The 26172-nt window shown below is 45.3% G+C and carries 30 protein-coding genes; 26 read left to right on the forward strand and 4 right to left on the reverse strand.

Features of this window, described 5'->3' with window-relative positions; all coding sequences use genetic code 11:
- Positions 1-5 precede the first annotated feature (5 nt).
- From ctaD to ctaG, 4 genes are read left to right on the forward strand one after another with little or no spacing between them, the layout of a single operon-like run.
- A complete protein-coding gene (gene ctaD / locus BTA30_RS06190; RefSeq protein ID WP_083696856.1) occupies positions 6-1874 on the forward strand; it encodes a cytochrome c oxidase subunit I in 1869 nt (622 codons plus the stop codon).
- A complete protein-coding gene (ctaE, locus tag BTA30_RS06195) occupies positions 1874-2497 on the forward strand; it encodes a cytochrome c oxidase subunit III (protein ID WP_076760398.1) in 624 nt (207 codons plus the stop codon). The genes ctaD and ctaE overlap by 1 nt, the downstream gene beginning before the upstream one ends.
- Before the next feature lies 1 nt (position 2498).
- Positions 2499-2828: a cytochrome c oxidase subunit IVB gene (gene ctaF / locus BTA30_RS06200; protein ID WP_076760399.1), complete on the forward strand. Its 330-nt coding sequence runs from the start codon at positions 2499-2501 to the stop codon at positions 2826-2828.
- 34 nt (positions 2829-2862) lie between these two features.
- Complete coding sequence (gene ctaG / locus BTA30_RS06205) at positions 2863-3756, forward strand: cytochrome c oxidase assembly factor CtaG (RefSeq protein WP_076760400.1); 894 nt, start codon at positions 2863-2865, stop codon at positions 3754-3756.
- Positions 3757-3812: 56 nt separating this feature from the next.
- Here ctaG and BTA30_RS06210 read toward each other — a convergent pair whose 3' ends face one another.
- Positions 3813-4172, reverse strand: coding sequence for a YugN family protein (locus BTA30_RS06210; protein ID WP_076760401.1), 360 nt, complete (start codon positions 4170-4172; stop codon positions 3813-3815).
- 173 nt (positions 4173-4345) lie between these two features.
- On the opposite strand from BTA30_RS06210, the gene BTA30_RS06215 reads away from it, so the two are divergent.
- The 10 genes from BTA30_RS06215 to coaD all read left to right on the forward strand — a co-directional run bounded on the left by BTA30_RS06215 (position 4346) and on the right by coaD (position 9538).
- The gene (locus BTA30_RS06215; protein WP_076760402.1) at positions 4346-4792 is read left to right on the forward strand and encodes a CBS domain-containing protein; all 447 of its coding nucleotides are present in this window, start codon (positions 4346-4348) and stop codon (positions 4790-4792) included.
- A gap of 151 nt (positions 4793-4943) precedes the next feature.
- Positions 4944-5987 (forward strand): CAP domain-containing protein, encoded by a 1044-nt coding sequence (locus BTA30_RS06220; RefSeq protein WP_076760403.1) that lies wholly within the window; start codon positions 4944-4946, stop codon positions 5985-5987.
- A 118-nt stretch (positions 5988-6105) separates the two neighbouring features.
- On the forward strand, positions 6106-6240 hold the full coding sequence (locus tag BTA30_RS24075; protein ID WP_275666935.1) for a hypothetical protein: 135 nt from the start codon (positions 6106-6108) through the stop codon (positions 6238-6240).
- Positions 6241-6479: 239 nt separating this feature from the next.
- Positions 6480-6878, forward strand: a complete 399-nt coding sequence (locus tag BTA30_RS06225; RefSeq protein ID WP_076760404.1) for a YlbD family protein — start codon at positions 6480-6482, stop codon at positions 6876-6878.
- 14 nt (positions 6879-6892) lie between these two features.
- Positions 6893-7132 carry a YlbE-like family protein gene (locus BTA30_RS06230; protein WP_076760405.1) on the forward strand — a complete coding sequence of 80 codons (240 nt, stop codon included), beginning with the start codon at positions 6893-6895 and terminating at the stop codon, positions 7130-7132.
- 282 nt (positions 7133-7414) lie between these two features.
- Positions 7415-7864, forward strand: a complete 450-nt coding sequence (gene ricF / locus BTA30_RS06235; RefSeq protein WP_076760406.1) for a regulatory iron-sulfur-containing complex subunit RicF — start codon at positions 7415-7417, stop codon at positions 7862-7864.
- Positions 7865-7932: 68 nt separating this feature from the next.
- The gene (locus BTA30_RS06240) at positions 7933-8205 is read left to right on the forward strand and encodes a YlbG family protein (protein WP_076760407.1); all 273 of its coding nucleotides are present in this window, start codon (positions 7933-7935) and stop codon (positions 8203-8205) included.
- A gap of 105 nt (positions 8206-8310) precedes the next feature.
- Entirely contained in the window at positions 8311-8445 is a 135-nt protein-coding gene (locus BTA30_RS24080) for a hypothetical protein (RefSeq protein WP_275666933.1), read from the forward strand.
- A gap of 48 nt (positions 8446-8493) precedes the next feature.
- Positions 8494-9060 carry a 16S rRNA (guanine(966)-N(2))-methyltransferase RsmD gene (gene rsmD / locus BTA30_RS06245; RefSeq protein WP_076760408.1) on the forward strand — a complete coding sequence of 189 codons (567 nt, stop codon included), beginning with the start codon at positions 8494-8496 and terminating at the stop codon, positions 9058-9060.
- Positions 9053-9538, forward strand: a complete 486-nt coding sequence (gene coaD, locus BTA30_RS06250) for a pantetheine-phosphate adenylyltransferase (protein WP_076760409.1) — start codon at positions 9053-9055, stop codon at positions 9536-9538. Before rsmD ends, coaD begins: the two co-directional genes overlap by 8 nt.
- 18 nt (positions 9539-9556) lie before the next feature.
- On the opposite strand, the gene ylbJ is transcribed toward coaD, so the two are convergent.
- A complete protein-coding gene (ylbJ, locus tag BTA30_RS06255) occupies positions 9557-10777 on the reverse strand; it encodes a sporulation integral membrane protein YlbJ (RefSeq protein WP_076760410.1) in 1221 nt (406 codons plus the stop codon).
- 278 nt (positions 10778-11055) lie between these two features.
- Between ylbJ and BTA30_RS06260 the strand changes: the two genes are divergently transcribed.
- Positions 11056-12078 carry a SepM family pheromone-processing serine protease gene (locus BTA30_RS06260; protein WP_076760917.1) on the forward strand — a complete coding sequence of 341 codons (1023 nt, stop codon included), beginning with the start codon at positions 11056-11058 and terminating at the stop codon, positions 12076-12078.
- Between the two features lie 17 nt (positions 12079-12095).
- On the opposite strand, the gene BTA30_RS06265 is transcribed toward BTA30_RS06260, so the two are convergent.
- Complete coding sequence (locus tag BTA30_RS06265) at positions 12096-13343, reverse strand: nucleotidyltransferase (protein ID WP_076760411.1); 1248 nt, start codon at positions 13341-13343, stop codon at positions 12096-12098.
- Positions 13344-13561: 218 nt separating this feature from the next.
- Between BTA30_RS06265 and BTA30_RS06270 the strand changes: the two genes are divergently transcribed.
- The 3 genes from BTA30_RS06270 to gerR all read left to right on the forward strand — a co-directional run bounded on the left by BTA30_RS06270 (position 13562) and on the right by gerR (position 15036).
- Positions 13562-14077, forward strand: a complete 516-nt coding sequence (locus BTA30_RS06270; protein WP_076760412.1) for a YceD family protein — start codon at positions 13562-13564, stop codon at positions 14075-14077.
- A gap of 23 nt (positions 14078-14100) precedes the next feature.
- Complete coding sequence (gene rpmF / locus BTA30_RS06275; RefSeq protein ID WP_003181522.1) at positions 14101-14274, forward strand: 50S ribosomal protein L32; 174 nt, start codon at positions 14101-14103, stop codon at positions 14272-14274.
- 156 nt (positions 14275-14430) lie between these two features.
- Positions 14431-15036, forward strand: a complete 606-nt coding sequence (gerR, locus tag BTA30_RS06280; RefSeq protein WP_076760413.1) for a sporulation-specific transcriptional regulator GerR — start codon at positions 14431-14433, stop codon at positions 15034-15036.
- Positions 15037-15072: 36 nt separating this feature from the next.
- Here the strand turns inward: gerR and BTA30_RS06285 are convergent, their stop codons facing one another.
- On the reverse strand, positions 15073-15552 hold the full coding sequence (locus tag BTA30_RS06285) for an N-acetyltransferase (protein WP_076760414.1): 480 nt from the start codon (positions 15550-15552) through the stop codon (positions 15073-15075).
- 184 nt (positions 15553-15736) lie between these two features.
- Between BTA30_RS06285 and BTA30_RS06290 the strand changes: the two genes are divergently transcribed.
- The 8 genes from BTA30_RS06290 to BTA30_RS06325 all read left to right on the forward strand — a co-directional run bounded on the left by BTA30_RS06290 (position 15737) and on the right by BTA30_RS06325 (position 26166).
- Entirely contained in the window at positions 15737-16618 is an 882-nt protein-coding gene (locus BTA30_RS06290) for a 2-dehydropantoate 2-reductase (RefSeq protein WP_076760415.1), read from the forward strand.
- A gap of 84 nt (positions 16619-16702) precedes the next feature.
- On the forward strand, positions 16703-18319 hold the full coding sequence (gene bshC / locus BTA30_RS06295; protein WP_076760416.1) for a bacillithiol biosynthesis cysteine-adding enzyme BshC: 1617 nt from the start codon (positions 16703-16705) through the stop codon (positions 18317-18319).
- Positions 18320-18444: 125 nt separating this feature from the next.
- Positions 18445-18876, forward strand: a complete 432-nt coding sequence (gene mraZ, locus BTA30_RS06300) for a division/cell wall cluster transcriptional repressor MraZ (RefSeq protein WP_009328555.1) — start codon at positions 18445-18447, stop codon at positions 18874-18876.
- Positions 18877-18944: 68 nt separating this feature from the next.
- Positions 18945-19883, forward strand: a complete 939-nt coding sequence (rsmH, locus tag BTA30_RS06305; RefSeq protein WP_076760417.1) for a 16S rRNA (cytosine(1402)-N(4))-methyltransferase RsmH — start codon at positions 18945-18947, stop codon at positions 19881-19883.
- 31 nt (positions 19884-19914) lie between these two features.
- On the forward strand, positions 19915-20268 hold the full coding sequence (ftsL, locus tag BTA30_RS06310) for a cell division protein FtsL (protein WP_076760418.1): 354 nt from the start codon (positions 19915-19917) through the stop codon (positions 20266-20268).
- Positions 20269-20274: 6 nt separating this feature from the next.
- Positions 20275-22413: a penicillin-binding protein gene (locus BTA30_RS06315; RefSeq protein WP_076760419.1), complete on the forward strand. Its 2139-nt coding sequence runs from the start codon at positions 20275-20277 to the stop codon at positions 22411-22413.
- 146 nt (positions 22414-22559) lie between these two features.
- Positions 22560-24494, forward strand: a complete 1935-nt coding sequence (locus BTA30_RS06320; protein WP_076760420.1) for a stage V sporulation protein D — start codon at positions 22560-22562, stop codon at positions 24492-24494.
- Positions 24495-24699: 205 nt separating this feature from the next.
- On the forward strand, positions 24700-26166 hold the full coding sequence (locus tag BTA30_RS06325) for a UDP-N-acetylmuramoyl-L-alanyl-D-glutamate--2,6-diaminopimelate ligase (protein ID WP_076760421.1): 1467 nt from the start codon (positions 24700-24702) through the stop codon (positions 26164-26166).
- Positions 26167-26172: the final 6 nt, after the last annotated feature.

Genomic DNA, 26172 nt, shown 5'->3' on the forward strand with positions numbered 1-26172 from the left:
ACATTGTGAGTACGCTTAGAAAAAAGCAAGGTTTTGGGGCTGTATTATGGGACTATTTAACAACTGTCGATCATAAAAAGATTGCTGTGCTTTATTTAGTGGCTGGCGGATTCTTCTTTGTGCTCGGAGGACTAGAAGCGATGATGATCCGGATCCAGCTGATGATACCTGAGAATGACATCGTCAGCGCGGGGGTCTACAATGAGATCATGACGATGCACGGCACAACGATGATTTTTCTGGCGGCCATGCCGCTTCTGTTTGCCTTGATGAATGCCGTAGTTCCGCTGCAAATCGGAGCGCGGGATGTCGCATTTCCATTCTTGAATTCACTCGGATTTTGGCTGTTCCTTTTCGGCGGTCTCTTTCTGAATTTAAGCTGGTTTTTGGGAGGGGCGCCTGATGCCGGCTGGACGTCATATGCTTCACTGTCCCTTGAGTCAGAGGGGCATGGAATCGACTTCTTTGTGCTCGGTCTGCAAATCTCAGGAATCGGTACACTGATTGCAGGGATCAACTTTTTGGCGACGATCATTAACATGAGAGCCCCCGGAATGACGTATATGAGACTTCCGCTGTTTACGTGGACGACGTTTGTGGCTTCCGCACTCATACTGTTCGCTTTCCCTCCTTTAACGGTCGGAATCGCGCTCTTGATGTTTGACAGATTGTTCGGCACAAGCTTTTTCAATCCTGAATTAGGCGGAAATACGGTAATCTGGGAGCATCTGTTCTGGATCTTCGGCCACCCTGAAGTTTATATTCTCATTTTGCCGGCGTTCGGAATCTTTTCAGAAATCATACCGGTTTTTGCCCGGAAAAGGCTTTTTGGCTATTCGTCGATGGTGTTCGCGACCGTACTGATCGGCTTTTTAGGCTTCATGGTGTGGGCTCACCACATGTTTACGACAGGGCTCGGACCTGTGGCAAACGCCATTTTTGCGGTGGCGACAATGGCCATTGCCGTTCCGACGGGAATCAAAATCTTCAACTGGCTTCTGACGGCCTGGGGCGGGAGCATCAAGTTTACGACGCCGATGCTTTATGCGATATCTTTTATTCCGTCTTTCGTCATGGGCGGGGTGACAGGGGTCATGCTTGCTGCGGCACCCGCGGACTATCAGTTTCATGATACGTACTTTGTCGTTGCCCATTTCCATTACGTCATCATAGGCGGAGTTGTATTTGCCCTCTTGGCAGGCGCTCATTACTGGTGGCCGAAAATGTTCGGCAAAATGCTCAGCGAGCCTTTAGGAAAGATTACATTTGTGCTCTTTTTCATCGGCTTCCACCTGACATTTTTTATCCAGCATTGGCTTGGATTATGGGGGATGCCGCGGCGCGTGTTCACATTTCTGCCGAACCAGGGATTTGACATGGCGAACATGGTCAGCTCAATCGGCGCATTGTTTATGGCGGCAGCGGTCATTATACTGCTGATCAACATTATTATGACGACCGCAAAAGGGGAGAAAGTCGGCAGCGATCCTTGGGGCGACGGAAGAACGCTTGAATGGGCCGTATCTTCACCGCCGCCGGAATACAATTTCAAACAGCTGCCGCTGGTCAGAGGACTTGATGCTTTATGGATTGAGAAAAGAGCCGGCAAGCGTTCGATGACAGCGGCTGAGCCTTTGCAGGATGTTCACATGCCGAACGGCTCCATTCTTCCTTTCTTTATGTCCTTGGGGCTTTTTGTATCGGCATTTGGCTTTATGTATCGAACGGAATTTGCCTGGGGGCTACCTGTCATCCTGATCGGACTGGGAATCACGTTCCTGTCGATGCTCCTTCGGTCTGTTATTGATGACCACGGGTATCATATTCATAAAGAAGATCTGATGGATGACGATGACAAAGGGGTGAAGGCATAATGCATACAGAAGAGAAATTAACAGCTGAAACCTTCCCGGCTTCTCCTGAGAAAGCAACTTTAGAAGGGAAAAATAAGTTTATCGGATTTTGGCTATTTCTCGGAGGAGAGACGGTTCTGTTCGCGTCTCTCTTTGCGACTTATCTTGCGCTGAAGGAATCGAATGCAGGGGGGCCGAAAACGAATGAAATGTTTGATATCGGCCTTGTATTTGTGGCGACGATGCTCCTGTTGACGAGCAGTTTGACAAGCGTATATGCCATGTATCACATGAAGAATTTTGCCTTTAAAAAAATGCAGATTTGGCTTGGAATTACCGTTTTGCTCGGCGCCGGCTTCCTTGCACTGGAGATCTATGAATTCACGCATTATGTTCACGAATATGAATTTACCATTACAAGCTCTGCTCTCGGTTCTGCTTTTTATACCCTTGTCGGCACGCACGGAGCCCACGTAACCTTCGGGCTTCTCTGGATTCTCACATTAATGATCCGGAACATGAGACGCGGCCTGAGCTTATACAACACGCCGAAATATTTTGTTGCGAGCCTTTACTGGCACTTTATCGACGTTGTCTGGGTATTTATCTTTACCGTTGTATACTTAATGGGGATGGTGGGATAGAATGGTGAATAACGAAAACAGAGGAAACCCCAAAACAGACCTCATCTACCGCAGAAAGAAAAATGCGGAGGACATGAGATATCAGGTCATTTCATTCGGTTTAATGATCGGCCTGACCATTGTTGCCTTTTTGACAGTCGCTTCAGACGCCGGAGTTTGGTTTACGGTACCGTTCATTCTTTTGCTGGCGGTCATTCAGGTTGCGTTTCAGCTTTATTATTTTATGCATATGAGTCAGCGGGGGCATGAAGCGCCATCTTTATTCCTCTATTCAGGAGTTTTGGTCGCATTCGTTACCGTTTTGGCTTTTATGACGCTTATTTGGTGGTAGTTCTACGCGATGCACAGAAAGGAGGATGCTCATGATGGGCAGCCTTGAAATATTTGGTTTTCGCGCCCTTTGGAGCCCCTATTTCCTAGGGGCTGTCCTTTTCATTATCGGCCTTTATTTTTTTCTGATCAAACGCTTCGGATCTGAAGATGAACGGGCTTCCAGGAAAGAAATCAGCCTGTTTCTGTCGGCTATGATTCTTCTCTATGTTTCAAAGGGAAGTCCTCTTGATTTGCTCGGACATATCCTGTTCAGCGCTCATATGGCACAGATGGCGATTTTATACTTGATGGTACCGCCCCTCATCATTCTTGGGGTACCGGCCTGGCTATGGAAGAAATTGATTTTTCGGCCGATTGTCAAACCGCTGTTTCGGTTTTTCACAAAGCCTTTGATCGCGATCATTGTGTTTAACGGTTTATTTTCGATGTACCATATTCCGCTTGTCTTTGATTTTGTTAAAACAGATGCTGTTTACCACGCGGTGATCACGGTTTTGATTTTTATTGCCGGTTTTTTCATGTGGTGGCCGCTGATTCATCGGATCGAAGAGCTGCCGCAAATGAACGGCCTTTTAAAAATGGGCTACATTATGGCGGACGGCATATTGCTGACGCCTGCATGCGCTTTGATTATGTTCAGCAATACCGCTTTATATTCGACGTATTCAGACCCGTCAGCCTGGGTAGAAGCGATGAAGCTGTGCGTTCCGCTTGACATGCTGAGCGGGATGTCGCTCACAGGGCCGGAAATGTTCAGCAGCATGCCCGTTCTTGAAGACCAGCAGTTGGGCGCCATCGTGATGAAAATCATCCAGGAAATTGTGTATGGTACGTTTTTGGCGATTATTTTCTTCAGCTGGGCTAAAAAAGAAAGAGCAAAGGATGAAGAAGAGCTGGATGAGTATTCTCCATCAACAGTACATTGACACGAAAAAAAGGTACAGCCCTTAAAACCGGCTGTACCTTTTTTATGTACATCTTTTTAAACCTCAAGTGCAGAAACTTTTTCTTTAATATTTTTTAAAACAGATTGGCTTGTTTGAAGCAATTGTTTTGGAAAATGCTCTTCTTCTCCGTACTCCACCCCATGCGGATAATAATATTTTCCTAAGAGCGGCGTCATCAGCTTAATGACGGCACGTCTTGCTCCAACGTCGCCTTCCATCGTATACCCGAAGACGCGCAGATAGTATCTGCCTTCCACCATGTCAAATTTGCGGTCATATGTCACACGTTCATAATCCCATTGTCCAGCCCTGACGAATCCTTCATTTTCCATGATATCGTCCAGCCGATTAAGATCAGCGGTCAGCCCTTCAATACCGGATTTTTCAAATTTCATCCCTTAAAGCCCCCTTTTTAAAAAATTACCTTTACTGACAATCATAGTATGAAAGCGTTAAACTTTCAATCCTGGCTTAAGCCGATAAACGAAATATTTTATGAAAAGTATGAATCACGGGAGGCTTGACGACAATATGAACAAAGTCTAAAGACAAGAGGGAGGTCTTTTTGTTGACAAGCGTTAAGGATATCATGACAAAGGATATTTTATATTGTACGGTGCTGGATAATGTATACGAGGCAGCAGTGAAAATGAAAGACGGAGATGTCGGAGCGATTCCGGTGGTGCTTGACGATCATCGAGAACTGGTCGGGATCGTGACGGACAGGGATTTGGTTTTGCGCGGAATAGCTGCAAAAAAACCGAATTCGCAGAAGGTGACAAATGTGATGACGACAGAGCTTGTTACATTGAATGAAGATGATTCGATTGAGAAAGCAATCGATCTCATGGGAGATTTTCAGATCAGAAGGATTCCGGTGATGAATGGAAAAACATTGACAGGCATCATCACGCTTGGTGACGTTTCAACTTATGAAAAATCAAATGAGCAGGCTGGAGACGCTCTGACGTTTATTTCAGAAAACGAAGAGAGATCCGGAGATTTTCTTCATTAAAAACATATTTGGTATCAAATTCTAATAGGCTGTATTATCATTGAAAATTCACGTCAGTTCTGTTTAAATGACACTAAAGACTAAGTTTTTGGCGGTTAGTGATGGTTACCGTTTTTATGGATAGATTGACCGATTAGCTGGAGGTGAAAATTTGAAAAATGTTTTTAGAGCTTTTGTGATTCTTCTGATCGTCGCGGCATCGTACGCTCTTTTTATTCAATACGGTTCAAATCCCGAAAAAATTGTCAAAGAAGACAAGCCGCAAGTCTCCAGCAATGATACGAAGAAGGAAAAATCTTTAAACATTCCTTCGTCTGGTTTGCTTTCGTTTATCGGAGAATCAGCTGAAACAGTCGAAAAGAAATTAGGAAAGCCCGACAGAGTCGATCCTTCAGCATATGATTATGAATGGTGGGTTTACAATAAAGGGAAAAAACAGTATGTGCAAATTGGCATTCTAAACAACAAGGCGGTGACGCTTTTCGCCACAGGCGATGGTGTCAACACATCTCCATTTAAAATTGGACAGCCTACGAGAGACGTTTTTAAAACAACCCAGATCGCACCGTATGTCAATGTCAAATACGACGGCAATTCATACCGGTTTGAGTTTTCAGAGGAAGACATGAACACGAGGCCCACTGTGAAAGCTGATGATCTCTATGTTCAGCTGTATATGGATAAATTTGAAGGAACTTTATCGAGCATCAGGGCATTTGATGCGGAAACGTTGATCAAACAAAGGCCGTATGAAGTGGTATACAGAGGAACACTGATTGAACCGAAAGCTCTGACAGAATCGGATTGGAAGGAAATTGAGAAGGCAAATGAAAAGCAGATATTTGATTTGACCAATGTGATCCGTGCAAGGCATGGCCTTTCTCAGCTGAATTGGGATGACTCCGTCTCAAAGGTTGCATACGGACACAGCAGTGATATGAAAGAACATCGCTATTTCTCACATGTTTCAGAAACGGAAGGTACACTAAAAGACCGTCTTGAAAAAGGAAAAGTGAATTTTGAGCAGGCGGGAGAAAATATCGCGCTCAACTATGTTGACGGACCTGCTGCCGTTGAAGGCTGGCTGAACAGTGAAGGACATAGAAAAGCGCTGTTACATGCGGACTATACCCATCTCGGAGTAGGGGTGGATGAAAAATATTATACGCAAAACTTTATTAAGCAATGGCAATAGTGAAAAAGCATGGCAAGCCCGGGGGAAAAACCCGGGCTTGTTTTTATGCAGCACCCTCGATTGACTGAGTTTTGACTGTCCATACTTGATGTGCCGCCGTATAGAGAGAAGTTTTGACATGAATCAGGCGCGTATGCTGGAGGTTTTGGAGAAAAACGGCATTGAGACGATTCCGATTGATGTTTTTGAAATCAGGAAAATGGGAGGCGGCATTCATTGCTCGACACGGCCGCTTGCAAGGGAAGAGATCTAGCGGTTCAGTCCGGCCTGTAAACGCCCGGAGCCTTGGGTGTAGCCAGCCAGTATACATTTCAAAAACAGCAAAAAAACCTCCGGTATCCGAATGCAGCCTAGAAAACCGCCTAAAGTTTGCGGACGGACAACGTTTCAGCCACACAAAATCAGGCGTCCCAAGGTGCAAATTAGGCGAACAAATTTGGTTCGGGCCGGATACATTATATTAGGCACTTGTTTTCGGAGGGGGTGTAGACGTTGGCAAATCAAAACGCCCAATCATCTATTGATAAATTTAAGCAGTTTATTAAACGGCATCCTAAGCTGATTTCCGAAGTTCGAAAAGGGGAAAAGAGCTGGCAGGAAGTTTATGAAAACTGGGTTTTGCTGGGGGAAGATGACGCCATTTGGGATCCGTACAGAGAAAATGAAAAAACAAAAGAAAAGGCGTCTGGAGAGAGCGGCAAAAACGATTTTATCTCTAAAATGGTGACCGCTGTCAAAAGGATGGACGCCAACCAGATGAATGAACAAATCGATAAAATGAGCCAGTCTATTTCTTCGCTGCAAAGCTTGCTCAGCCAGTTTTCGGGCGGAAGCCAAAAGAATGAAAACCATGGCGGCGGGCAGCATCCATTTTCTTTCCGAAAAGATTAGCAAAGGGGATTATTATGCGCAAAGAGGTGCAGGAATATGTATTTGCCAATGAGGAACGGCGCCGCTTCATCCGTGAGCAGCCGCTCTGGTACCGCAAGCTTTCGCGAAGCCCGAATGATCTTCAGGCCTTTGAGCTGGATATGATGAATTTTTATGAAAAAACGATTCCCCATCGTGTTAACCAGTTTTCAAACGGCATTCAGATGGCTCAAATGATGATTCAAATGTTCCATGCCATGCGCACTCAGGATTAGCCGAACCTGAGTCTTTTTTTGGATTATAAAAACTCCGCAATTCGTAAAAGATAGGGCTATAAGGGAGTTGATCCAGATGAAGAAATGCTGGCTGATTTTATTTTTATGCTTTCTGCTGGCTGGCTGTTCGACCTATAAACCTAAGCCTAAAGGATTTTCAGAATTGAGCGGTCAGAGCGATATGTACCTAACGCTTTATTTTGGAAAAAAATAGTCCGAAACCGACATAGACATTTTGAAAACGGCTGTTTTGTGATACACTATAGCTGGAGGTGCATGTCTATGTATGCCACAATGGAATCGCTGCGGCTTCAGAATGAAGCGTATGATTTGGCCAACATGATTCTTCAATCAGAGGCGGCTGAACATTACAGAAAGTGCTACAAGCGTCTCCGTGAAGATGAAGAGGCCGGACGAATTATCGCTTCGTTTGCCAAAATAAAAGAACAGTATGAGGATGTACAGCGTTTCGGAAAGTATCATCCTGATTATAAAGAGATTTCAAAAAAAATGAGGGATATTAAACGAGAGCTTGACCTTCATCATACAGTTGCCGAATTCAAAAAAGCCGAAACCGAGCTGCAAAGCATACTTGATGAGGTCAGCGTAGAAATCGGCCAGGCGGTCTCAAAACATATTAAGGTACCGACCGGCAACCCTTATTTTGATAATCTTTCATCTTGCGGCGGAGGCTGCGGATCAGGCGGCAGCTGCGGCTGTAAAGTTTCCTGACGAGACCCTTTTTAGTCTCGTCTTTTTCATAGAACGAAAAGGTACATAGCGACAGGCAGGTGAACAATTTGGATATAAGACGTCAAGGATTAATCGTGTGGCTGCATTCTTTGAAGCAGGCGAAAATGCTCAGGAAATTCGGAAATGTTCATTACGTTTCAAAACGGCTGAAATATGTCGTGATTTATTGCAATATGGATGAGGCCGAGAAGATCATGGCCAAGGTTCGTTCTTATTCCTTTGTGAAACAGGTGGACCTATCCTATAAGCCGTTTTTAAAAATGGAATTTGAGTCCAAGCTGGACAAAGCAAAAGAATATGACTATAAAGCAGGAATATAATGTCCTTGTTTAAAAAAATCCCCGCAGCATAACCTGCGGGGTCCTTCTATTCCTTAAAGATTTAAGGAGAAGGCAAAGGGAGAGGAGAAACCGGAGGAAGAACTTATGGGGAAACGTAAGTCTTCTCCGCGGTTGGCAACAACATCAATCGATGCTGTTGCTATTATTATCACCATGAGGCCGGACAGCTATACATATGAATTTCCACTTTGGGTGTTTGTGCCAAAAAACACTTTGTGATAAGATAGGGATGATTTTTTTCGAGTTTTAAGAAAAAGTGGTGGAAGTATGAGAGTGATTTCTGGGACGCATAAGGGACGCGCATTAAAAGCGGTTCCCGGCACGTCAACACGGCCGACGACCGACAAGGTCAAAGAATCCATCTTTAATATGGTCGGTCCGTATTTTGACGGAGGAAACGGCCTTGATCTGTACGCTGGAAGCGGAGGATTGGGCATTGAAGCGCTATCACGGGGCTTTGACCGTTTCGTTTTTATAGACCGGGATTTTAAAGCGATTCAAACCGTGAAAGGGAACTTGAAAACACTGGGTTTGGAAAAGCATGCTGAAGTTTATAGAAATGATGCGGAACGGGCCTTGCACGCATTGGTGAAAAGGGGTTTACGCTTTGATGCGGTATTTTTGGACCCGCCATATGGAGAACAAAAGCTGGAAGCGCTTTTATCGACGATTGACGAAGCGGATATGCTGACTGATAAAGGGTTCATCCTGGCGGAGCATGCAAAAGAAGTCGCACTCCCGGAAGCGGTGGGCGAACTCCGGATTGTCAGACAGGAAATATACGGCTTAACAGGAGTAACCATATACAGAAAGAGAGGGAATGGGGATGGCTAGCATTGCTGTTTGTCCCGGAAGCTTTGATCCGGTGACCTTTGGACATTTGGATATTATCAGGCGCGGGGCGAAAGTGTTTGACCGCGTATATGTTTGCGTTTTGAACAATTCTTCAAAGCAGCCGCTGTTTACAGTCGAAGATCGCTGTGATTTGCTGCGCGAAGTCACGCGGGATATCTCGAATGTCCATGTTGAATCGTTTCGGGGGCTTTTGATTGATTATGCCAAAAGCAAACAGGCCAACGTGATCCTTCGGGGCTTAAGGGCTGTTTCTGATTTTGAATATGAGATGCAGGGGACCTCAATGAACAAAGTGCTTGATGAGAGTATCGAGACGTTTTTTATGATGACGAACAATCAATACTCGTTTTTGAGTTCAAGCATTGTCAAGGAAGTGGCAAAATACAAAGGATCTGTAGCAGAGCTCGTGCCTGAAGCGGTTGAATCTGCACTCAAAGAAAAGTTTGCAAAAAAATGAGCGGCCGTTGAAGGCTGCTCATTTTTTCGCGGGAGCCCATGTTTTTGCGTAAAGGATGATGTAGACGAATAGGGTGCTGATCGTCAGAAGGGGTCCGACCTGCACTAAGACGTTCCACATCTGAACAAAGAGAGATTCCGCCTCCCCATCCCGAAAAAATGAGAAGACCGTTTCAGTCGGAGAATAGAAAGATGTGTAGAGAGGCTTCCAAAGGATCAGCACAAATAAAGCTGCATAAATTCCCTGCAGGAAGCGGGCGATGAAAAACGGTTTGAAGCGAATATCCGTTTCCGCAAGGATTCCGGCAACCTGGGCCTGTACGCAAAAACCGCTGAATCCTAAAATAAAGCTGACGATAACGGCTTTTTGGAGCAAAGCAGCGTCCGTTGCACTGACGAGCTTGCTGCCAAGCGTAATCTCAAACAATCCGGATAATAAAGGTTTATCAAGATCAGCGGGGAACTGAAGGGCAGTCAGGATCATTTTTGTTGCCTGAGAAAGAATATCCGTCATGTGAATAACGGAAAGAATGTTATTAAAGACAGAAAAAAGAATGATGAAACCACCTACCATCAGCAAGGTCTGCACTGATGAGATGACAGCGTCGCTCAGCAGTTTGCCAAGCGGCCTTTTTTCTTCAAGTCTTGCTTGATGAAGCGCTTTTAATGCTTCTTTAATAGAAGGCAGGGGCAGTTTCTTTTTTCTCGCGGTGCGGATTTCTTCTTTTCTTCCGTAGGAACGCATAGTCAACCCGACAGCGAAATTGCCTAAGTAGTGGGCGGCTGCGAGTACGACGCCGAGAGATGGATTATGAAAAAAGCCAACCGCGACAGCTCCGAAAATAAACAGCGGGTTAGATGAATTGGTGAATGAAGCGAGCCGCTCTGCTTCAACCCGGGAAATCTGCCGTTCCTGCCTAAGCCTTGAGGTCAGTTTGGCGCCGGCCGGATTACCGGAAGCCATGCCCATGGCGAGCACGAACCCTCCGACACCGGGAACGCGGAACACGGGCCTCATGAAAGGTTCAAGGAGCAGCCCGACAAACCTGACAATTCCGAACCCGATCAAGAGCTCCGATAAAATAAAAAAAGGCAATAAGGAAGGGAATACGACTTCCCACCACATGGCAAGTCCGCTTTTTGAAGCGTCAAATGATTCCTGCGGGTGGGTAATGACCGCGGCAGTAAACAAAATCAGCAAAACGGCAATGATGAAAGTCTTTACCTTTGACATGTCCATTTCTAACCCCCCTTACGGCTGTGAATACACATTGGAAACTGGATCATGATAAAATATAAACTGGGGCTGGTCCGCCTTGTTTAGGAGCTTCCTCCAGAAACTTCTTTATCATTATACGAAGCTTGGTCATGATTTTAGACCACAAGATTCTGTTAAACAGACGGAACAATTTGAGCCTGAAAGTCCTTCGCATTGTAGATGCACCATCAGAAGGCATCCAGACAGCCGTGAATTTATGCAGGCATCCGGTTAAAATAAAGATGGAGGGTTACATATTCATGCAAAAAAGAAGATTTATCCGTATCTTATTATTGATCATTATCATCGGGGCCGCCCTTTCATTTGTGAAGCTGCCTTATTATATTACTGAGCCGGGTGAAGCGACAGAGCTGAATCCTTTGATTAAAGTCGATGACGGCTACTCGGAAAAAGGCAGCTTTTCTTTAATGACTGTCAAAGTCGGACCTGCAAATCCGTTGACATACATTTGGGCAAAGGTCCGCCCTTATCGTGAAATCCTTCCTGAAGACAATTTTAAACAAGAAGGGGAATCTGATCAGGAATATATGAAAAGGCAGCTGCAAATGATGAGAGACTCTCAGGAAAATGCGATGATCGCGGCATATAAGCGGGCGGGAAAAGAAGTCACCTATTCATTTGACGGCGTTTATGCAATGTCTGTCGTTCCCGGCATGCCTGCTGAAGGAAAAATTGAGGCCGGAGACAAAATCAAAAAAGCTGACGGGAAAACATTTCAGTCGGCGGAAAGCCTGGTCCGCTATATCGAGTCAAAAAAAGCCGGAAATACTGTGAAAGTCGTCATTGAAAGGGATAAAAAAGAAAAGACGTATGACATGAAGCTGAAAACCTTTAAAGATGATCCAACGAGAGCCGGACTTGGTGTATCTCTTATAACAGACCGTGATGTCAAGGTGAAGCCTGAAGTCAAAATGGACATAGAAAATATCGGCGGTCCATCGGCGGGGCTGATGATGTCAATGGAAATCTATAATCAGCTGACAAAAGAGGATGAAACGAAAGGCCATCATATTGCTGGAACAGGAACGATTGATGATGAAGGAAAAGTCGGTCCGATCGGGGGAATCAGCCAAAAGATCGTTGCCGCAGATCAAGCGAGAGCCGACATCTTTTTCGCGCCGAATGAAGGCGGCAAAAAAGCTTCGAATTATGAGGAAGCGGTCGAAACAGCTAAAGACATCAAGACAGACATGAAGATCGTCCCTGTTGACACGATGGATGATGCGATTGAATATTTGGAAGAAAAAGCAAAAAACACCTGATGCTGCATCAGGTGTTTTTATTTGCGCAAAAATGTCCGGCTGTCTTCATCATATCTAATTGGAGAAAGAGAATACTCCTGTTCTGTCAGCATCGTTTGTTCAGGCTCCTTCAGCGGTGCGCTGTACACCTGTCCTGCTTTAATGTCCAAGCGAAGGGACGGATGGGAGAAGGACCCGATTTTAGTGATGAGCGGAACGCTCAAGCTTTTTTTCTTATCGGCAAGGTAAGCCTGTCCTTTTTTTGTCATGCCAAGCAGCCTGAGGTAGGGAGGGCGCCTCTCACCAAGAATGCGGCGGATGTCGACTTTTGTCGTTTTCGTTAAAATGTGTGTATTCATCCGTTGTAATCTTGTCCATGTATAGCGTTTCGTCTTTAAGAGCTCCATATACTCCAAAAAAGAGCCGGCTTTGCGAATCGCCTTCTTCACCCTGTGTTCAAGCCCTTCTTCAACCTCGTAAATCTGTGACAGTTCGTCTGTATCCATCATATATAGACTGTATTTCAAAAATGGAAAATAGTCTTCCGGCGAGTGCCAAAGTCCGAAAATCCGCGCGTACTCGTTCAGTTCATCAGCGGATGCTTCAGGGAGAAAGCAGCGGCTGTCTCTTAGGCTTTCTTTTTCAAGCAGCGATTTGCGGATGCTTGTCGCGCTTGCGATTTGACTTGTTTTGGGAAGAAACGAATCGTGATAGTCGGAGGAGCGGCGTTTGACAGTTTCCGGCTCCATCTGAAAACGCTCACATATAATGGTTTTTACATAGTGAAATCCGAGGATGTTGTTCGGCTTGGAAAGGTCAAGCATTCGTTCGCCTTCTGCCACGGCTTGAAATGCTTTCGCCATTGCTGCCGGATAGCTCAGCCCCATTGAAATCTGTTTTTTTACTTCTTGGTTAAGGGTTTCTTCATGTTTCATGGTGTATGCGGCTGTAGTGGTAAACGCCTGAATATCACCGTGCTCACTGCCGAAAAGCAATGAACGGCATCCGAGCTCATTTAAGATAGAGACGGCGCCTTTTGCGAAGGTTTCCGCCTTTTGGACGGCGAATGCGTAGGGCAGTTCAACAACGATATCGACGCCGGACATGAGCGCCATTTTCGTTCTGGCCCATTTGGACACGATGGCGGGCTCGCCGCGCTGCAAAAAAGAACCGCTCATGACGGCAACCGCCACATCGCTTTCAGTTTGTGCCTTTGCTTCTTTCAAATGATATAAGTGTCCGTTGTGAAAAGGATTGTATTCAACAACAAGGCCGACCGCTTTCATTTTTTCACCTCTCTTGCATCTCTTGAAATAGTTGTGATACATTTACACATGGAATGTGCAGGACGCCCTGAGTTACAGCGTTTTTTCTAAGTGTATGAATAGTTGTGCAGGTTGTCAACGAACGAAAGACGCGGGTGTGTGATCTGTAAAGAAAAAATATTGACAAAAAACATGATGAAAGCTATAATCATGTTTGTTGCTCTCTTAGAGGTGATACAATGAAATGGACGATACATCAGCTGAATCAAATGCCGAAGAAAGACTTTGAATTTGATGAAACAGTTGATTTAAGCGAACTCTCTCAAAACTCGGATATACGCCGCATTTCACCGGTGCGGGTGAAAGGGAAAGCGGAAATCCGTTCAAAGCAGGCCGCATTTGATTTCACGATTTCGGGCGAGATGATCTTGCCTTGTTCTAGAACGCTTGTTGATGTTCATTATCCATTCAGTATTTCAACAAAAGAACTGTTTATATTTCATAAGACCGAAGAAATGGAAGATGAAGATGTCCATATTGTAGAAGATGACTTCATCGACTTGACACCGGTCGTGAAAGAAGAAATCCTTCTTGAGATCCCTATGCAAATCTTTTGTGAAACTGTTCAAAAAGAAGAAGGTGCTCCGCAAGAGGGCAAGGATTGGCAGGTCATTACAGAAGATGACCGGAAAAATCGAATCGATCCTAGACTTGCCGGACTTGAGAAGCTCTTAAAACAAGAAGATGAAACTTAACGCTCTTTAAGGAGGTGGGAATAATGGCTGTACCTTTTAGAAGAACTTCTAAAACGAAAAAAAGACTTCGTCGTACACACTTTAAATTGCAAGTGCCTGGTATGGTAGAATGCCCAAACTGCGGTGAGATGAAACTCTCACACCGCGTCTGCAAAGCATGTGGATCATACAAAGGAAAAGACGTAAAAAGCAACTAATTGCTAAAACGAAAACACAAGACTTTTGGTCTTGTGTTTTTTTGTATGCAGATCGGCTCCCTCCATCCTTTTATTTCCTAAAAAGAAAATAGTCTATCTACTCTATTAGCCGCATATGTATGAGGTAAATTCATCAAGTCATGGAGGGGGATATCGTTGACGATTACAAGACAGGATGCATGGACACAGGATGAAGATATATTGCTGGCTGAGGTCGTATTAAGGCATATTCGGGAAGGGGGAACCCAGCTTTCAGCGTTTGAGGAAGTCGGAAAAGCGTTAAGCAGAACCGCAGCCGCCTGCGGCTTCCGCTGGAATTCTTTTGTCAGAAAACAATATCAATCAGGCATTGAACTGGCAAAAAAACAGCGCAAAGAACGCCGTAAGAAAATCGGCATCCACTCGGCAAATCTGCCGAACTCCGTCAAAACCGTATCCGAAGACAAAACGGAAAACCTGACGCTTGAGGATGTCATTCAATTCCTCGAAAAGCTGAAAGAAGCCCCGGCTCAACAAGACTTTACTGAAGAGAAAAGACGGCTCGCTGAAGAGGTCGATGAACTAAAACGAGAGGTTGAAAAGCTCCAAAGTGAAAATGAATCGCTGAAGAAGCAGCTTGAATTGACAGAGGAGGATTACAAAGCGCTGATTGAAATCATGGAGCGGGCCAGAAAAATGGTCGTTCTTCAAGAAGATGAGAGAAATAAAAAGGTCAAGTTTCAAATGGAACCGAATGGAAACCTTGAAAGAATGGAAAAATAGAGAACCGGCCATACGCTTTTCGGCCGGTTTTTCGTATTAAGCTGATTCGGAGCTTTGATTAGGCTCGCTGTCAGGGTGCCAAACGAGCGGATTTTCCCCTTTGTCTCGGGCCATATCGTATTTCACCGGCGTAAAGCCCATTTTGCTCCAAAAATCGGACGATTTCACGCGAGGACTTGTGCGAATCGGCAGTCCGAATGATTTGGCAAAATCCACGAGCTTTGTCCCGTAACCGTTGCGCTGATATCCGGGCAGAACTTCAAGCTTCCAAAGCTCTAGATAGTCTTCGCCTTCCTCAAAATATTGGTTGCAATTTCCATCTACTTGATACAGGCTCATTCTGGCCACGAGCCGATTCCCGTAATAGATGCCGTAAAACGGTGAGTTGCTGTCGTTTTCAATCATGTTGCTTTCAAGATCTTCCAGCATAGAAAGCTCTTGAATCCCATACTCCCTGAACTTTTTAAATTCCTCAAGCGTTTTATAGTTGATCAGCAAACGTTCCACTTTGACCATTATGTTACCCCCTTGTTAGTGGTCTATTTATATTGTAAACGCTTTTTTAAAAAAATCCAAATGATAAAAATTTTCTATATAATGTAGTGAAATGGTTTTCTGAAAATTTGAAACAACTTACAAGTCAACCATTAAAATTTCTGCTATGATATAGAGTATATGAAAAAAATCAGGATGTGAGAATTTGAGAATCGGAGTTATCGGCGGAGGCTCGATCGGGCTTCTTTTTGCGTACTATTTTTCGTTCCGCCACCAGGTGACGGTGGTCACCAGGAGAAAAGAACAGGCGGAAGCGATTCAGAAAAACGGGATCTGTCTTTTGGCAGATGGAAAAGAACAAACCGTTAAAGTCAGGGGCAGGGCTGAACTGGATTCGGGCTATGATCTTCTTTTTGTTGCGGTAAAGGAGCACCAGCTTGCTGCTGTTTTACCTGAATTAGAAAAAGCGGCCCCTCTCGATATCATGTTTCTGCAAAATGGAATGGCCCACATTCCGGTGCTTGAGAAATGGAATGCTGGACACGGGATCTATACCGGAGCTGTTGAACACGGAGCCGTCCGGGTTGATGACCGCACACTGCGGCACACAGGGAAAGGGGCTGTGAAATGGAGCGCATTCCGAGCCGCTTCAGCCGATGGGCTGAAAAAAGAACTAGCGTCCGTTCATGAGGCTTTTCCTTTTATTTGGTGTGAAGACTGGTATGGAATGCTTGCCGGAAAATTAATTGTCAACGCCTGCATTAATCCCCTGACAGCTCTTTTGCGGGTGAAGAACGGAAAGCTTATTGAGGAGCCGATGTATTTGTCATTTATGAAATTGGTGTTTGAAGAGGCAAGCCGGATTTTGGCGATTGACGATCTGGAAGCAGCGTGGGAAAACGTTCTTTCAGTCTGCCGGAAGACAGAGCTGAACACTTCTTCCATGCTGGCGGATGTCCTCGCGGAAAGACAAACGGAAGCAGATGCCATTATGGGCTATTTGCTGAAAAGGGCAAAAGAAACTGGGAGCGATGCCCCTCATCTCGCCTTTCTATATCACAGCATAAAGGCTGTAACAGAGCGGTGAAGCTAAATCTTTTGACCGAATCGCCGAACGTGCTATACTCGTTTCGGAAAGCTAACTATTTATTGGAGAAAGGAAGTTCGAGAGATGCAGCTTACTGAACTTTCCATACAAAGTCAAAACCCTTTTGTACGAGACTACATAAATGGAAACAAATTGATCGGGCCGTTTTTTGATTACGGCTTAAATAAAGAAGATTGGGAAATCCGTCTGAATGATCTTACGTCCCGGACATATAACCGCGGCGCCTTGGCCGATTATTTGCTCGATTACCACCGCAAATTTCGATCGAAAAGGATGAACGAAGCCATTGAACGCCTTCGCGACCCCGCAAGCGTCGCCGTTGTCGGCGGCCAGCAGGCCGGCCTTTTGACAGGTCCTCTTTATACGATACATAAAATCATTTCGATCCTTGTTTTTGCAAAACAAAAAGAAAAAGAACTGAACGTTCCGGTCATTCCGGTATTCTGGGTGGCGGGAGAAGACCATGATTTAGAAGAGATCAACCATCTGTATATTTCGGACAGCGGACATGTGAAAAAATATAAGCTGGCACAGCCCCATTGGAAAAAAAGCCAGGCGGCAAAAACAGAGCTGGATGCCGACAAAGCTGAAAAATGGCTGCACGGTGTTTTCGCTTCTTTTGAAGAGACGGAATATACGAATGACCTTCTCGCTCATTTGCAGCGATGTTTGCGCAAATCATCCACCTTCTCGGAATTTTTTGAATACATTGCAGCCGATATGTTTGAAAAAGACGGCCTGATCCTGCTGAATTCCGGCGATCCGGGGCTGAGAGCTCTTGAAGCTGAATTTTTTCAGCAAATATTAAAGAAAAGCGATGAACTGGCGGAGTCTGTTAAACAACAGCAGGAATTCATGAAGGAAATGGACTATTCTCCGATCATTGAAGGGGCATCACAGCATGCGAACCTTTTCTATGAACATGACGGGGAGCGGTTTTTAATCGAAAAAGGAGACGGCGCGTTTTTCGTGAAAGAGCTAGATCTGAAATGGACGCGTGCTGAGCTTCATGACCTGATCGGCGAAAACCCCGAAGCCTTCAGCAATAATGTTGTGACAAGACCGTTAATGCAGGAATTTCTCCTTCCGACGTTGGCTTTTATTGCAGGCCCGGGAGAAATCAATTATTGGGGAGAGCTGAGGAGCGCTTTCAAAGCGATGGGCTTTAAAATCCCGCCCGTTGTCCCGAGGCTGTCGATTACATTTTTGGAGCGCCATATTGAAAAAAAGCTGACTGAGCGCAATGTTGAACTTCAGGAATCGCTTGAAAAAGGAGCAGCTTCCAAAAAAGAACGGTTTTTTGCAAGCAGAGTGCCGAGTGAATTTACAAACTCGGTCAAACGCGCAAAAGAAAAGATTGAAAGCATTCATTCTTCGGTAAGGTCAGAAGCGCTGGAAATCGACCGGAGCCTGGAGCCTCTTTTAATGAAGAATGCAGGCTTTATTCAAGACCAGCTTGAATTTTTAGAGAAAGCAGCCGTGAGAAAGGTTGAAGAGCGGGAAAACAACATTCTCCGCGATTTTGACAAGATTCAAACGAGTTTGCGGCCTTTAGGCGCACCTCAAGAAAGAATTTGGAATATCATGTATTATTTGAACAAATACGGTCCAGATTTCTTGGAAAAATACAAAGAATTGCCATATTCATTTCAAAACATGCATCAAGTTGTCAAACTTTGAAATAATTTTTTAAAAAACCCTGAGTAGTTCAGGGTTTTTTTTTGTTCTAAAACAGTGTAAAATGAACTTGTGGAGAGAAGTGGTGGATTGTGGTGAGTTGAGGAAGGGAAGTGGGGGCCGAGATCATGTTTATGGGAGAATACCAGCATACGATTGATTCAAAAGGCCGCATGATCGTTCCGGCAAAATTCAGAGAAGGCCTCGGCGAACAGTTCGTACTGACGCGCGGGCTTGATCAGTGCCTGTTTGGATACCCCATGTCCGAATGGAAACTCATCGAAGAAAAACTGAAGGCTCTTCCTCTCACAAAGAAAGACGCACGCGCTTTTACCCGCTTTTTTTTCTCCGGAGCCACGGAATGCGAATTGGACAAGCAAGGCCGAATCAACATTGCGTCACCGCTGTTAAACTATGCAAAGCTTGAAAAGGAATGCGTGGTCATCGGAGTTTCAAATCGAATTGAATTGTGGAGTAAAGAAATTTGGGAACAATATGTAGAAGAGCAGGAAGATTCATTTGCCGAAATAGCTGAAAATATGATCGGATTTGATATATAATGAATCATTGCGCGAGTCAGCGCTTCTGCAATCAGTTCATTTGAAAAAAGGTGGGACTAGAAAAGAAAATGTTTCAGCATAAAACAGTATTATTAGAAGAAACAGTTGATGGTTTAAATGTAAAAGAAGACGGTACATATGTAGACTGTACATTAGGCGGTGCGGGTCACAGCGCATACTTGCTTTCACAGCTGTCAAAGGACGGCAGATTAATCGCTTTCGACCAGGATGAAACAGCACTCCGTCATGCAAAGGAAAAACTGGCGGATCAAGAAGGAACAGTCGTTTTTATAAAAAGTAATTTTCGGTATTTAAAAGACCGTCTAAATGAAATCGGTATTGACAAGGTGGACGGTGTTTTATTTGATTTAGGCGTCTCATCTCCTCAACTGGATACACCTGAGAGAGGATTCAGCTACCACCATGATGCCCCGCTTGATATGCGGATGGATCAATCAGCGGGACTTTCAGCGAAAGAAGTCGTCAATGAGTGGCGTTATGAAGATCTCGTGAAAATTTTCTTTAAATATGGAGAAGAAAAGTTCAGCAAACAAATCGCCAGGAAAATTGAAGAGGCCAGAGAAAAATTCCCTATTGAAACGACAGGCCAGCTTGTCGATATCATCAAAGAGGCGATTCCCGCGCCGGCGAGAAGAAGCGGCGGGCATCCGGCTAAACGGGTTTTTCAGGCGATTCGAATTGCGGTAAATGATGAATTGAAAGTATTTGAAGAAGCACTTTTGCAGGCGATCGAGGTGCTGAAGCCAGGGGGAAGGGTGTCGGTCATCACATTCCACTCGCTGGAAGACCGGATTTGCAAAACGACATTTAAAGAAATGGCTTCACTTCCTGAATTGCCTCACGGTTTACCCGTGATTCCCGAGGAGTTTGAACCGAAATTAAAGCTGATTAACAAGAAGCCGATCACAGCTTCAACAGAGGAGCTTGAAAACAATAACCGTGCGCGGTCAGCGAAGCTGCGCGTCGCGGAAAAAGCACGAGAATGAGCTGTACGAATAAAAAGGAGGTCATCAGTCTATGAGCAATTTAGCTTATAAAGTGGAAAAACAACAAAGACAAACGAAAAGTGCAGAGCAATCCGTTATCATCCGAAGAAGAGCATCCATTACATTAGGGGAAAAGGTGCTGATCGTCCTTTTTGCCCTGGCGGTACTCAGTGCTTCACTCTTTATGATTTCAAAGGCTTTTGCTGCTTATCAGACAAATATTGAAATACAAAAGCTCGAAACAAAGGTTGAAACGGCAAAAAATAGAGTTGGTGACCTCGAAAAGACGGCAGATGAGCTGAAAGAACCTGACCGGATTATGGAAATTGCGCGTAAAAAAGGCCTTAACCTAACCGACAAAAAAGTGAAAAATATACAGGAATGATGCAAAATGCCGAAAAAAAATAAATTTATGAACAGAGGAGCGGCAATACTCAGTATTTGTTTTGCCCTCTTTTTCTTTGTCATTTTAGGACGATACGCATTTATTCAAGCAACGGGAAAAGTAAACGGAGAAGTCCTTGCACAAAAGGCAAATGAACAATACGAGAAAAAACGGACGATTGAAGCCCAAAGAGGATCGATTCTGGATCAAAACGGGAAGGTGCTTGCCGAAGACACCTCAACGTATAAGCTTGTTGCGATTTTGAATAAAAAGATGAAGCCGAATTATGTCCAAGATAAGCAAAAGACGGCTGAAAAGCTCGCGCCGATCATCGGCATGGATGAGGGAGACATACTTGACATCCTCAATAAAGAAAAACCGTTTCAAGTCGAGTTCGGATCAGCGGGACGTGACCTGACTTTCGCTCAGAAAGAAAAAATCGAAAATCTCAAGCTGCCCGGAATCGTTTTTACCCGTGACACAAAGCGTTATTATCCAAACGGAGTATTCGCTTCCAACCTGCTCGGCTACGCGCAGGTAAACGGAAAAACGGGCGAAATGGAAGGCATGATGGGCCTTGAAAAAACACTGAACAAATATTTGAAAGAAACGGATGGATACATGTCGTATGATACCGACAGATCAGGCTGGCGCCTGCCGAACAGCAATGAAAAAATAACAGCGCCGCATAATGGAGACAAGGTGTATCTGACAATCGACCAAAAAATTCAGGCTTTCTTGGAAGACAGCATGACAACGGTTCAAAAAGAATATGAGCCGAAGAAAATCATGGCGGCGGTCGTTGATCCGAAAACGGGCAAAGTGCTGGCGATGGGGCAAAGGCCAAGCTTTAACCCGAACAAACGAAATGTGACCAACTATTACAATGATCTGATCTCCTACAGCTTTGAGCCGGGATCGACGATGAAGATCTTCACGCTGGCTGCGGCGATTGAAGAAGGCGTCTATCATGGCGGCGAGCAATACAAATCAGGGAGCTACTCAGTTTCCAAAAAAGATAAACCGATTCAAGACCACAACAACGGAAACGGCTGGGGGACGATCACGTTTAATGAAGGTGTTGAACGCTCCTCAAACGTCGCTTTTGCGATCCTTGCCAATGACAAATTAGGCACGGACCGCTTCAATCAATATTTGCGAAAATTCAATTTTTACGACAAAACAGGCATTGACCTGCCTGGGGAAGCATCAAGCAAAATCAATTTCCAATATCAGCGCGATAAAGTATCGACAGCATACGGACAGGCATCAGCCGTTACACCGATCCAGCAGCTTCAGGCGGCGACAGCCATTGCCAACAACGGGAAGATGATGAAGCCATATGTCATCGATCATGTCGTTGATTCGGACAACAAGAAAACGGTTCTGCAAAATAAACCTGAAAAAGCCGGCCAGCCGATTTCTGCGGAAACGTCAAAAGAAGTGCGCGACCTTTTAGGGAAAGTCGTTACTTCAGAAAAAGGAACAGGGCGGCCTTACCAGATCGAAGGGTTTGACGTGGCCGGCAAAACCGGTACCGCGCAAATCGCCGGTTCTGACGGCAGATATTTGACCGGACGGGAAAACTACGTTTTCTCCTTCATGGGCATGGCGCCGAAGGATGATCCGGAGCTTCTCGTCTATGTAGCTGTTCAGCAGCCGAAATTGAAAGATACCGAGACTGGTTCTGCACCCGTGTCTAAAATTTTCAACCCGGTGATGAAAAACAGTCTTCACTATTTAAACATCACACCGAATGAAAGCAAAACTAAAGACGAAAAAGCAGAAGAAAAACAGATGGAAATGCCTGATTTAACAGAGAAACGCAAAGAATCAGCGGTGAAAGAGGCGGAAGAAAAAAGCCTTGTTCCCGTCACGATCGGCGACGGGTTGGCCGTCAAAGAACAGTATCCGAAAGCGGGCGAAGAAGTGCTGCCGAATGAACGGGTCTTCCTGAAAACGGACGGCAAAATTAAAATGCCCGATATGACGGGCTGGTCCAAGCGAGACGCTCTCCGCTTCGGCTCGATGGCCGGCATTCATATCGAAACAAGCGGACAAGGCTATGTGACAAGCCAAAGCGTGAAGAAAGGCAAAGAACTGAAAACCAACAAGGTCGTTAAAATAAGCTTGAAAAATGAATGAGACCAAACAGAAGGCTATCGGCAAAAGTCGATAGCCTTCTGTTTAAGCGAAAGAAGGTTTTTCACCCTCAAGCAGAATGGAGCCGTTCTATCAAAACACTCCAAGGCATAAAATGAAACAAGCCTAAATAAGGAGTGAACGGTCTCTTGCGCGTTTCCAATGTAACAGTCAGAAAACGTTTAATCTTTGTTCTGTTTTTTGGTGTGATCATCTTTCTGATTATCGATACAAGACTCGGATACGTTCAGTTCGTGCTGGGGGATAAGCTGACTACCTTAGCAAAGGACTCCTGGAGCCGGAATCTCCCCTTTGAGCCGGAAAGAGGGGAGATCCTTGACCGGAATGGGGTCAAGCTTGCGACAAATCAAAGTGCGCCATCCGTTTTGGTCGTGCCAAAGCAGGTGGAAAACCCCATCAAAACGAGCAAACAGCTGGCCAGTGTTTTAAATATGTCCGAAGAAAAAGCGTATCAACATGTGACGAAAAAAACTTCTATTGAAAGAATTAATCCTGAAGGCCGGAAAATTTCTCACGAAAAAGCAAAGGAGGTCAGAGATTTAAATTTAAAGGGCGTCTATATCGCAGAAGACAGCATACGCCACTATCCGTTCGGAAGCTATCTGTCCCATGTCCTTGGCTTTGCCGGTATTGACAACCAGGGGCTGCTCGGACTTGAAGCCTTTTATGATGAGGAGCTGAGCGGCGAAAAAGGGTATGTGAAATTTTACTCTGATGCAAAAGGAAAGAGGATGCCTGGAGAGGCAGATGACTATACCCCGCCAAAAGACGGCCTCGATATGAAGCTGACGATCGATTCAAAGGTACAAACGATCATGGAGCGGGAATTTGATATCGCGGAAGCGAAGTATCATCCTGACGGGATGGTGGGTGTGGCGATGAATCCGAAAAACGGAGAAATCCTTGCCATGGTGAGCAGACCGGATTTTGATCCGGCAAACTATAAATCAATCGATTCGAAAGTCTATAATCGCAATTTACCTGTCTGGAGCACCTATGAGCCCGGCTCTACCTTTAAAATCATTACGCTGGCCGCAGCTTTGGAGGAGAATAAAGTCAATCTCCAAAAAGATCAATTCTATGATAAAGGCTCCGTTGAAGTAGACGGCGCAAGGCTGAAATGCTGGAAACGGGGCGGACACGGCTCACAGTCATTTCTTGAAGTTGTTCAAAATTCGTGCAACCCGGGTTTCGTCGAGCTTGGCCAGCGGCTTGGCAAAGAAAACCTGTTCAGCTACATTAAAGATTTCGGGTTTGGACAAAAAACGGGAATCGACCTTCAAGGCGAAGGAACCGGCATTTTATTTCCGCTCGACCGCGTCGGCCCCGTAGAGCAAGCGACAACCGCTTTTGGACAGGGGGTATCGGTGACGCCGATACAACAGGTGGCTGCCGTTTCTGCAGCGGTCAATGGAGGAACGCTGTACACACCGTATATTGGCAAAGAGTGGATTGATCCCGTCACAAAGCAAACGGTCAAAAAACAGACCCCGATGGCCAAAAAGAAGGTGATTTCTGAAGAAACGTCCAAGCAGATCCGCTATGCCCTCGAAAGCGTCGTCGCTCAAGGGACGGGCCGCAACGCGTTTGTCGAAGGCTACCGGGTAGGAGGAAAAACAGGAACAGCCCAAAAAGTAAAAGACGGAAAATACTTAAAGAACAACCATATCGTCTCGTTTATCGGCACAGCACCTTCCGATGATCCGAGTATCGTCGTCTACGTCGCCGTTGATAATCCGAAAGGAACGATTCAATTCGGCGGTACGGTAGCGGCGCCGATCGTTGGGAATATTATGCGGGACAGCCTCCCGCAGCTCGGAGTCGAAAAGCGAAAAAACCAAATCGAGCGCAAGTATCAATGGCTGGACAAAAAAATGATCGAGGTTCCGAACCTTATAGGGTTGTCTGTGACCGAACTTGAGTCATTGCTCGTTAACTTTAAGCTGAAAGCTTCCGGAGAAGGCGATGTCGTCGTCCAGCAATCTCCAAAGCCAGGGGAAAAGGTAACAGAAGGTTCAACCATCCGCATCTATCTTGATCAGGAAGATCAAAAAGAGGATTGATGCGGCTATAGCGAAACGGCAGCCGGCATGAATCAGGCTGCCTGTTTCACACTAAAAAATATTTAGATTTTACAGGATTAACTGGATGTATCCTCTTTTTTACGCTAAAATATGAACTGTATGCCTGCAAAGTCAATGCAGAAAATAAACAGCAATCAATATGAAACGAATTTAGAACGAATAGAACTCGGAGAGGTTTGATACGATGAAACTAACAAAGCTTCTTACATATTTAAAAAACGAACCTTCCTTTATCAGCCAAGAAGACCCTGACATAACTTCAATTGAGATGGACTCCAGGGAAGTCAAAACAGGGAGTCTTTTTGTTTGTATAAAAGGATATACAGTCGATGGGCATGATTATGCGCGGCAGGCGGCTGAAAAAGGAGCGGCAGCGATTGTGGCGGAAAGAAAAGTGGACGCCGACATTCCCGTCATCATCGTCCGCCATTCGAAGAGAGCGCTTGCTGTTTTATCTGATGCTTTTTACAGCCAGCCGACCAAGCAGCTGAAACTGATCGGCATCACAGGCACAAACGGAAAGACATCGACATCACATATGGCAGAAGAGATTTTCAGAAAAGCGGGCAGCCGGACGGGCTTAATCGGCACGATGTATACAAAAATCAATGATGAGACATTCGATGCAAAAAATACGACCCCGGAAAGTGTAACACTGCAAAAAACATTCAGAAAAATGGTAGACCGCAATGTGGACACAGCCATCATGGAAGTTTCTTCACATGCTCTCCATTTGGGCCGGGTGCACGGCTGTGATTACGATATCGCCGCGTTTACAAACCTGACGCAGGATCACCTCGATTATCATCAGACAATGGAAGAATACAAACATGCGAAAAGCCTTCTTTTCTCCCAGCTCGGCGGATCCTTTAACCATGAAAAACCAAAGTGGGCCGTTTTAAATGCGGATGACCCCGCTTCAGTGTATTTTGCCCAGGTAACGTCGGCACACCTTCTGACATACGGCATTCAAAATGCCGCCGATATTAAGGCCGAAAATATCAAAATGGCTGCAAAAGGGACAACCTTTGACCTTGTGACGCCAAAAGGAACAAAGCAGATTGCGATTCCGCTTGTCGGCCGGTTTAATGTCTATAATGTTTTAGCTGCGGCAGCGATCGCGATTGCTGCGGACATTCCGTTTGATACGATGACAGAAGCAATTGAAGGGCTCAAAGGGGTCAGAGGCAGATTCGAGCTGGTTGACGCCGGCCAGGACTTTCCGGTGATCGTCGATTACGCCCATACACCCGACAGCCTTGAAAATGTGCTGAATACGTGCAGAGGGATGACGGAAGGCAAGCTCTTTGTCGTCGTCGGCTGCGGGGGAGACCGCGATAAGACAAAGCGGCCGAAGATGGCGAAAATCGCCGCTGAATTGGCAGATGAACCGGTCTTTACTGCGGATAACCCGAGAAGCGAAAACCCTGTCGCGATTTTGAACGATATGGAAGAAGGCGTTAAAGGGGCTTATTATCACAGCATCGTCAACCGGGAGCAGGCGATCTTTTTTGCGATTGCCAACGCCAAAAAAGGCGATGTTGTCCTGATCGCCGGCAAAGGGCATGAAACCTATCAGCAGATCGGCGGCCAAACATTTGATTTTGATGATGCTGAAGTGGCAAAAAGAGCCATTCTTGAGCTGAAATAAAGAAAA

Source organism: Bacillus swezeyi (assembly GCF_001969815.1).
Classification (GTDB): domain Bacteria; phylum Bacillota; class Bacilli; order Bacillales; family Bacillaceae; genus Bacillus; species Bacillus swezeyi.

Excerpts from the sequence above, each read along its gene's own strand:
- ctaE (WP_076760398.1), top strand. The coding sequence starts at position 1,874 with ATGCATACAGAAGAGAAATTAACAGCTGAAACCTTCCCGGCTTCTCCT.
- ctaF (WP_076760399.1), top strand. The coding sequence starts at position 2,499 with ATGGTGAATAACGAAAACAGAGGAAACCCCAAAACAGACCTCATCTAC.
- ctaG (WP_076760400.1), top strand. The coding sequence starts at position 2,863 with ATGGGCAGCCTTGAAATATTTGGTTTTCGCGCCCTTTGGAGCCCCTAT.
- BTA30_RS06210 (WP_076760401.1), bottom strand. The coding sequence starts at position 4,172 with ATGAAATTTGAAAAATCCGGTATTGAAGGGCTGACCGCTGATCTTAAT.
- BTA30_RS24075 (WP_275666935.1), top strand. The coding sequence starts at position 6,106 with ATGAATCAGGCGCGTATGCTGGAGGTTTTGGAGAAAAACGGCATTGAG.
- BTA30_RS06230 (WP_076760405.1), top strand. The coding sequence starts at position 6,893 with ATGCGCAAAGAGGTGCAGGAATATGTATTTGCCAATGAGGAACGGCGC.
- ricF (WP_076760406.1), top strand. The coding sequence starts at position 7,415 with ATGTATGCCACAATGGAATCGCTGCGGCTTCAGAATGAAGCGTATGAT.
- BTA30_RS24080 (WP_275666933.1), top strand. The coding sequence starts at position 8,311 with ATGGGGAAACGTAAGTCTTCTCCGCGGTTGGCAACAACATCAATCGAT.
- rsmD (WP_076760408.1), top strand. The coding sequence starts at position 8,494 with ATGAGAGTGATTTCTGGGACGCATAAGGGACGCGCATTAAAAGCGGTT.
- coaD (WP_076760409.1), top strand. The coding sequence starts at position 9,053 with ATGGCTAGCATTGCTGTTTGTCCCGGAAGCTTTGATCCGGTGACCTTT.
- ylbJ (WP_076760410.1), bottom strand. The coding sequence starts at position 10,777 with ATGGACATGTCAAAGGTAAAGACTTTCATCATTGCCGTTTTGCTGATT.
- BTA30_RS06260 (WP_076760917.1), top strand. The coding sequence starts at position 11,056 with ATGCAAAAAAGAAGATTTATCCGTATCTTATTATTGATCATTATCATC.
- BTA30_RS06265 (WP_076760411.1), bottom strand. The coding sequence starts at position 13,343 with ATGAAAGCGGTCGGCCTTGTTGTTGAATACAATCCTTTTCACAACGGA.
- BTA30_RS06270 (WP_076760412.1), top strand. The coding sequence starts at position 13,562 with ATGAAATGGACGATACATCAGCTGAATCAAATGCCGAAGAAAGACTTT.
- rpmF (WP_003181522.1), top strand. The coding sequence starts at position 14,101 with ATGGCTGTACCTTTTAGAAGAACTTCTAAAACGAAAAAAAGACTTCGT.
- BTA30_RS06285 (WP_076760414.1), bottom strand. The coding sequence starts at position 15,552 with ATGGTCAAAGTGGAACGTTTGCTGATCAACTATAAAACGCTTGAGGAA.
- bshC (WP_076760416.1), top strand. The coding sequence starts at position 16,703 with ATGCAGCTTACTGAACTTTCCATACAAAGTCAAAACCCTTTTGTACGA.
- mraZ (WP_009328555.1), top strand. The coding sequence starts at position 18,445 with ATGTTTATGGGAGAATACCAGCATACGATTGATTCAAAAGGCCGCATG.
- rsmH (WP_076760417.1), top strand. The coding sequence starts at position 18,945 with ATGTTTCAGCATAAAACAGTATTATTAGAAGAAACAGTTGATGGTTTA.
- ftsL (WP_076760418.1), top strand. The coding sequence starts at position 19,915 with ATGAGCAATTTAGCTTATAAAGTGGAAAAACAACAAAGACAAACGAAA.
- BTA30_RS06315 (WP_076760419.1), top strand. The coding sequence starts at position 20,275 with ATGCCGAAAAAAAATAAATTTATGAACAGAGGAGCGGCAATACTCAGT.
- BTA30_RS06325 (WP_076760421.1), top strand. The coding sequence starts at position 24,700 with ATGAAACTAACAAAGCTTCTTACATATTTAAAAAACGAACCTTCCTTT.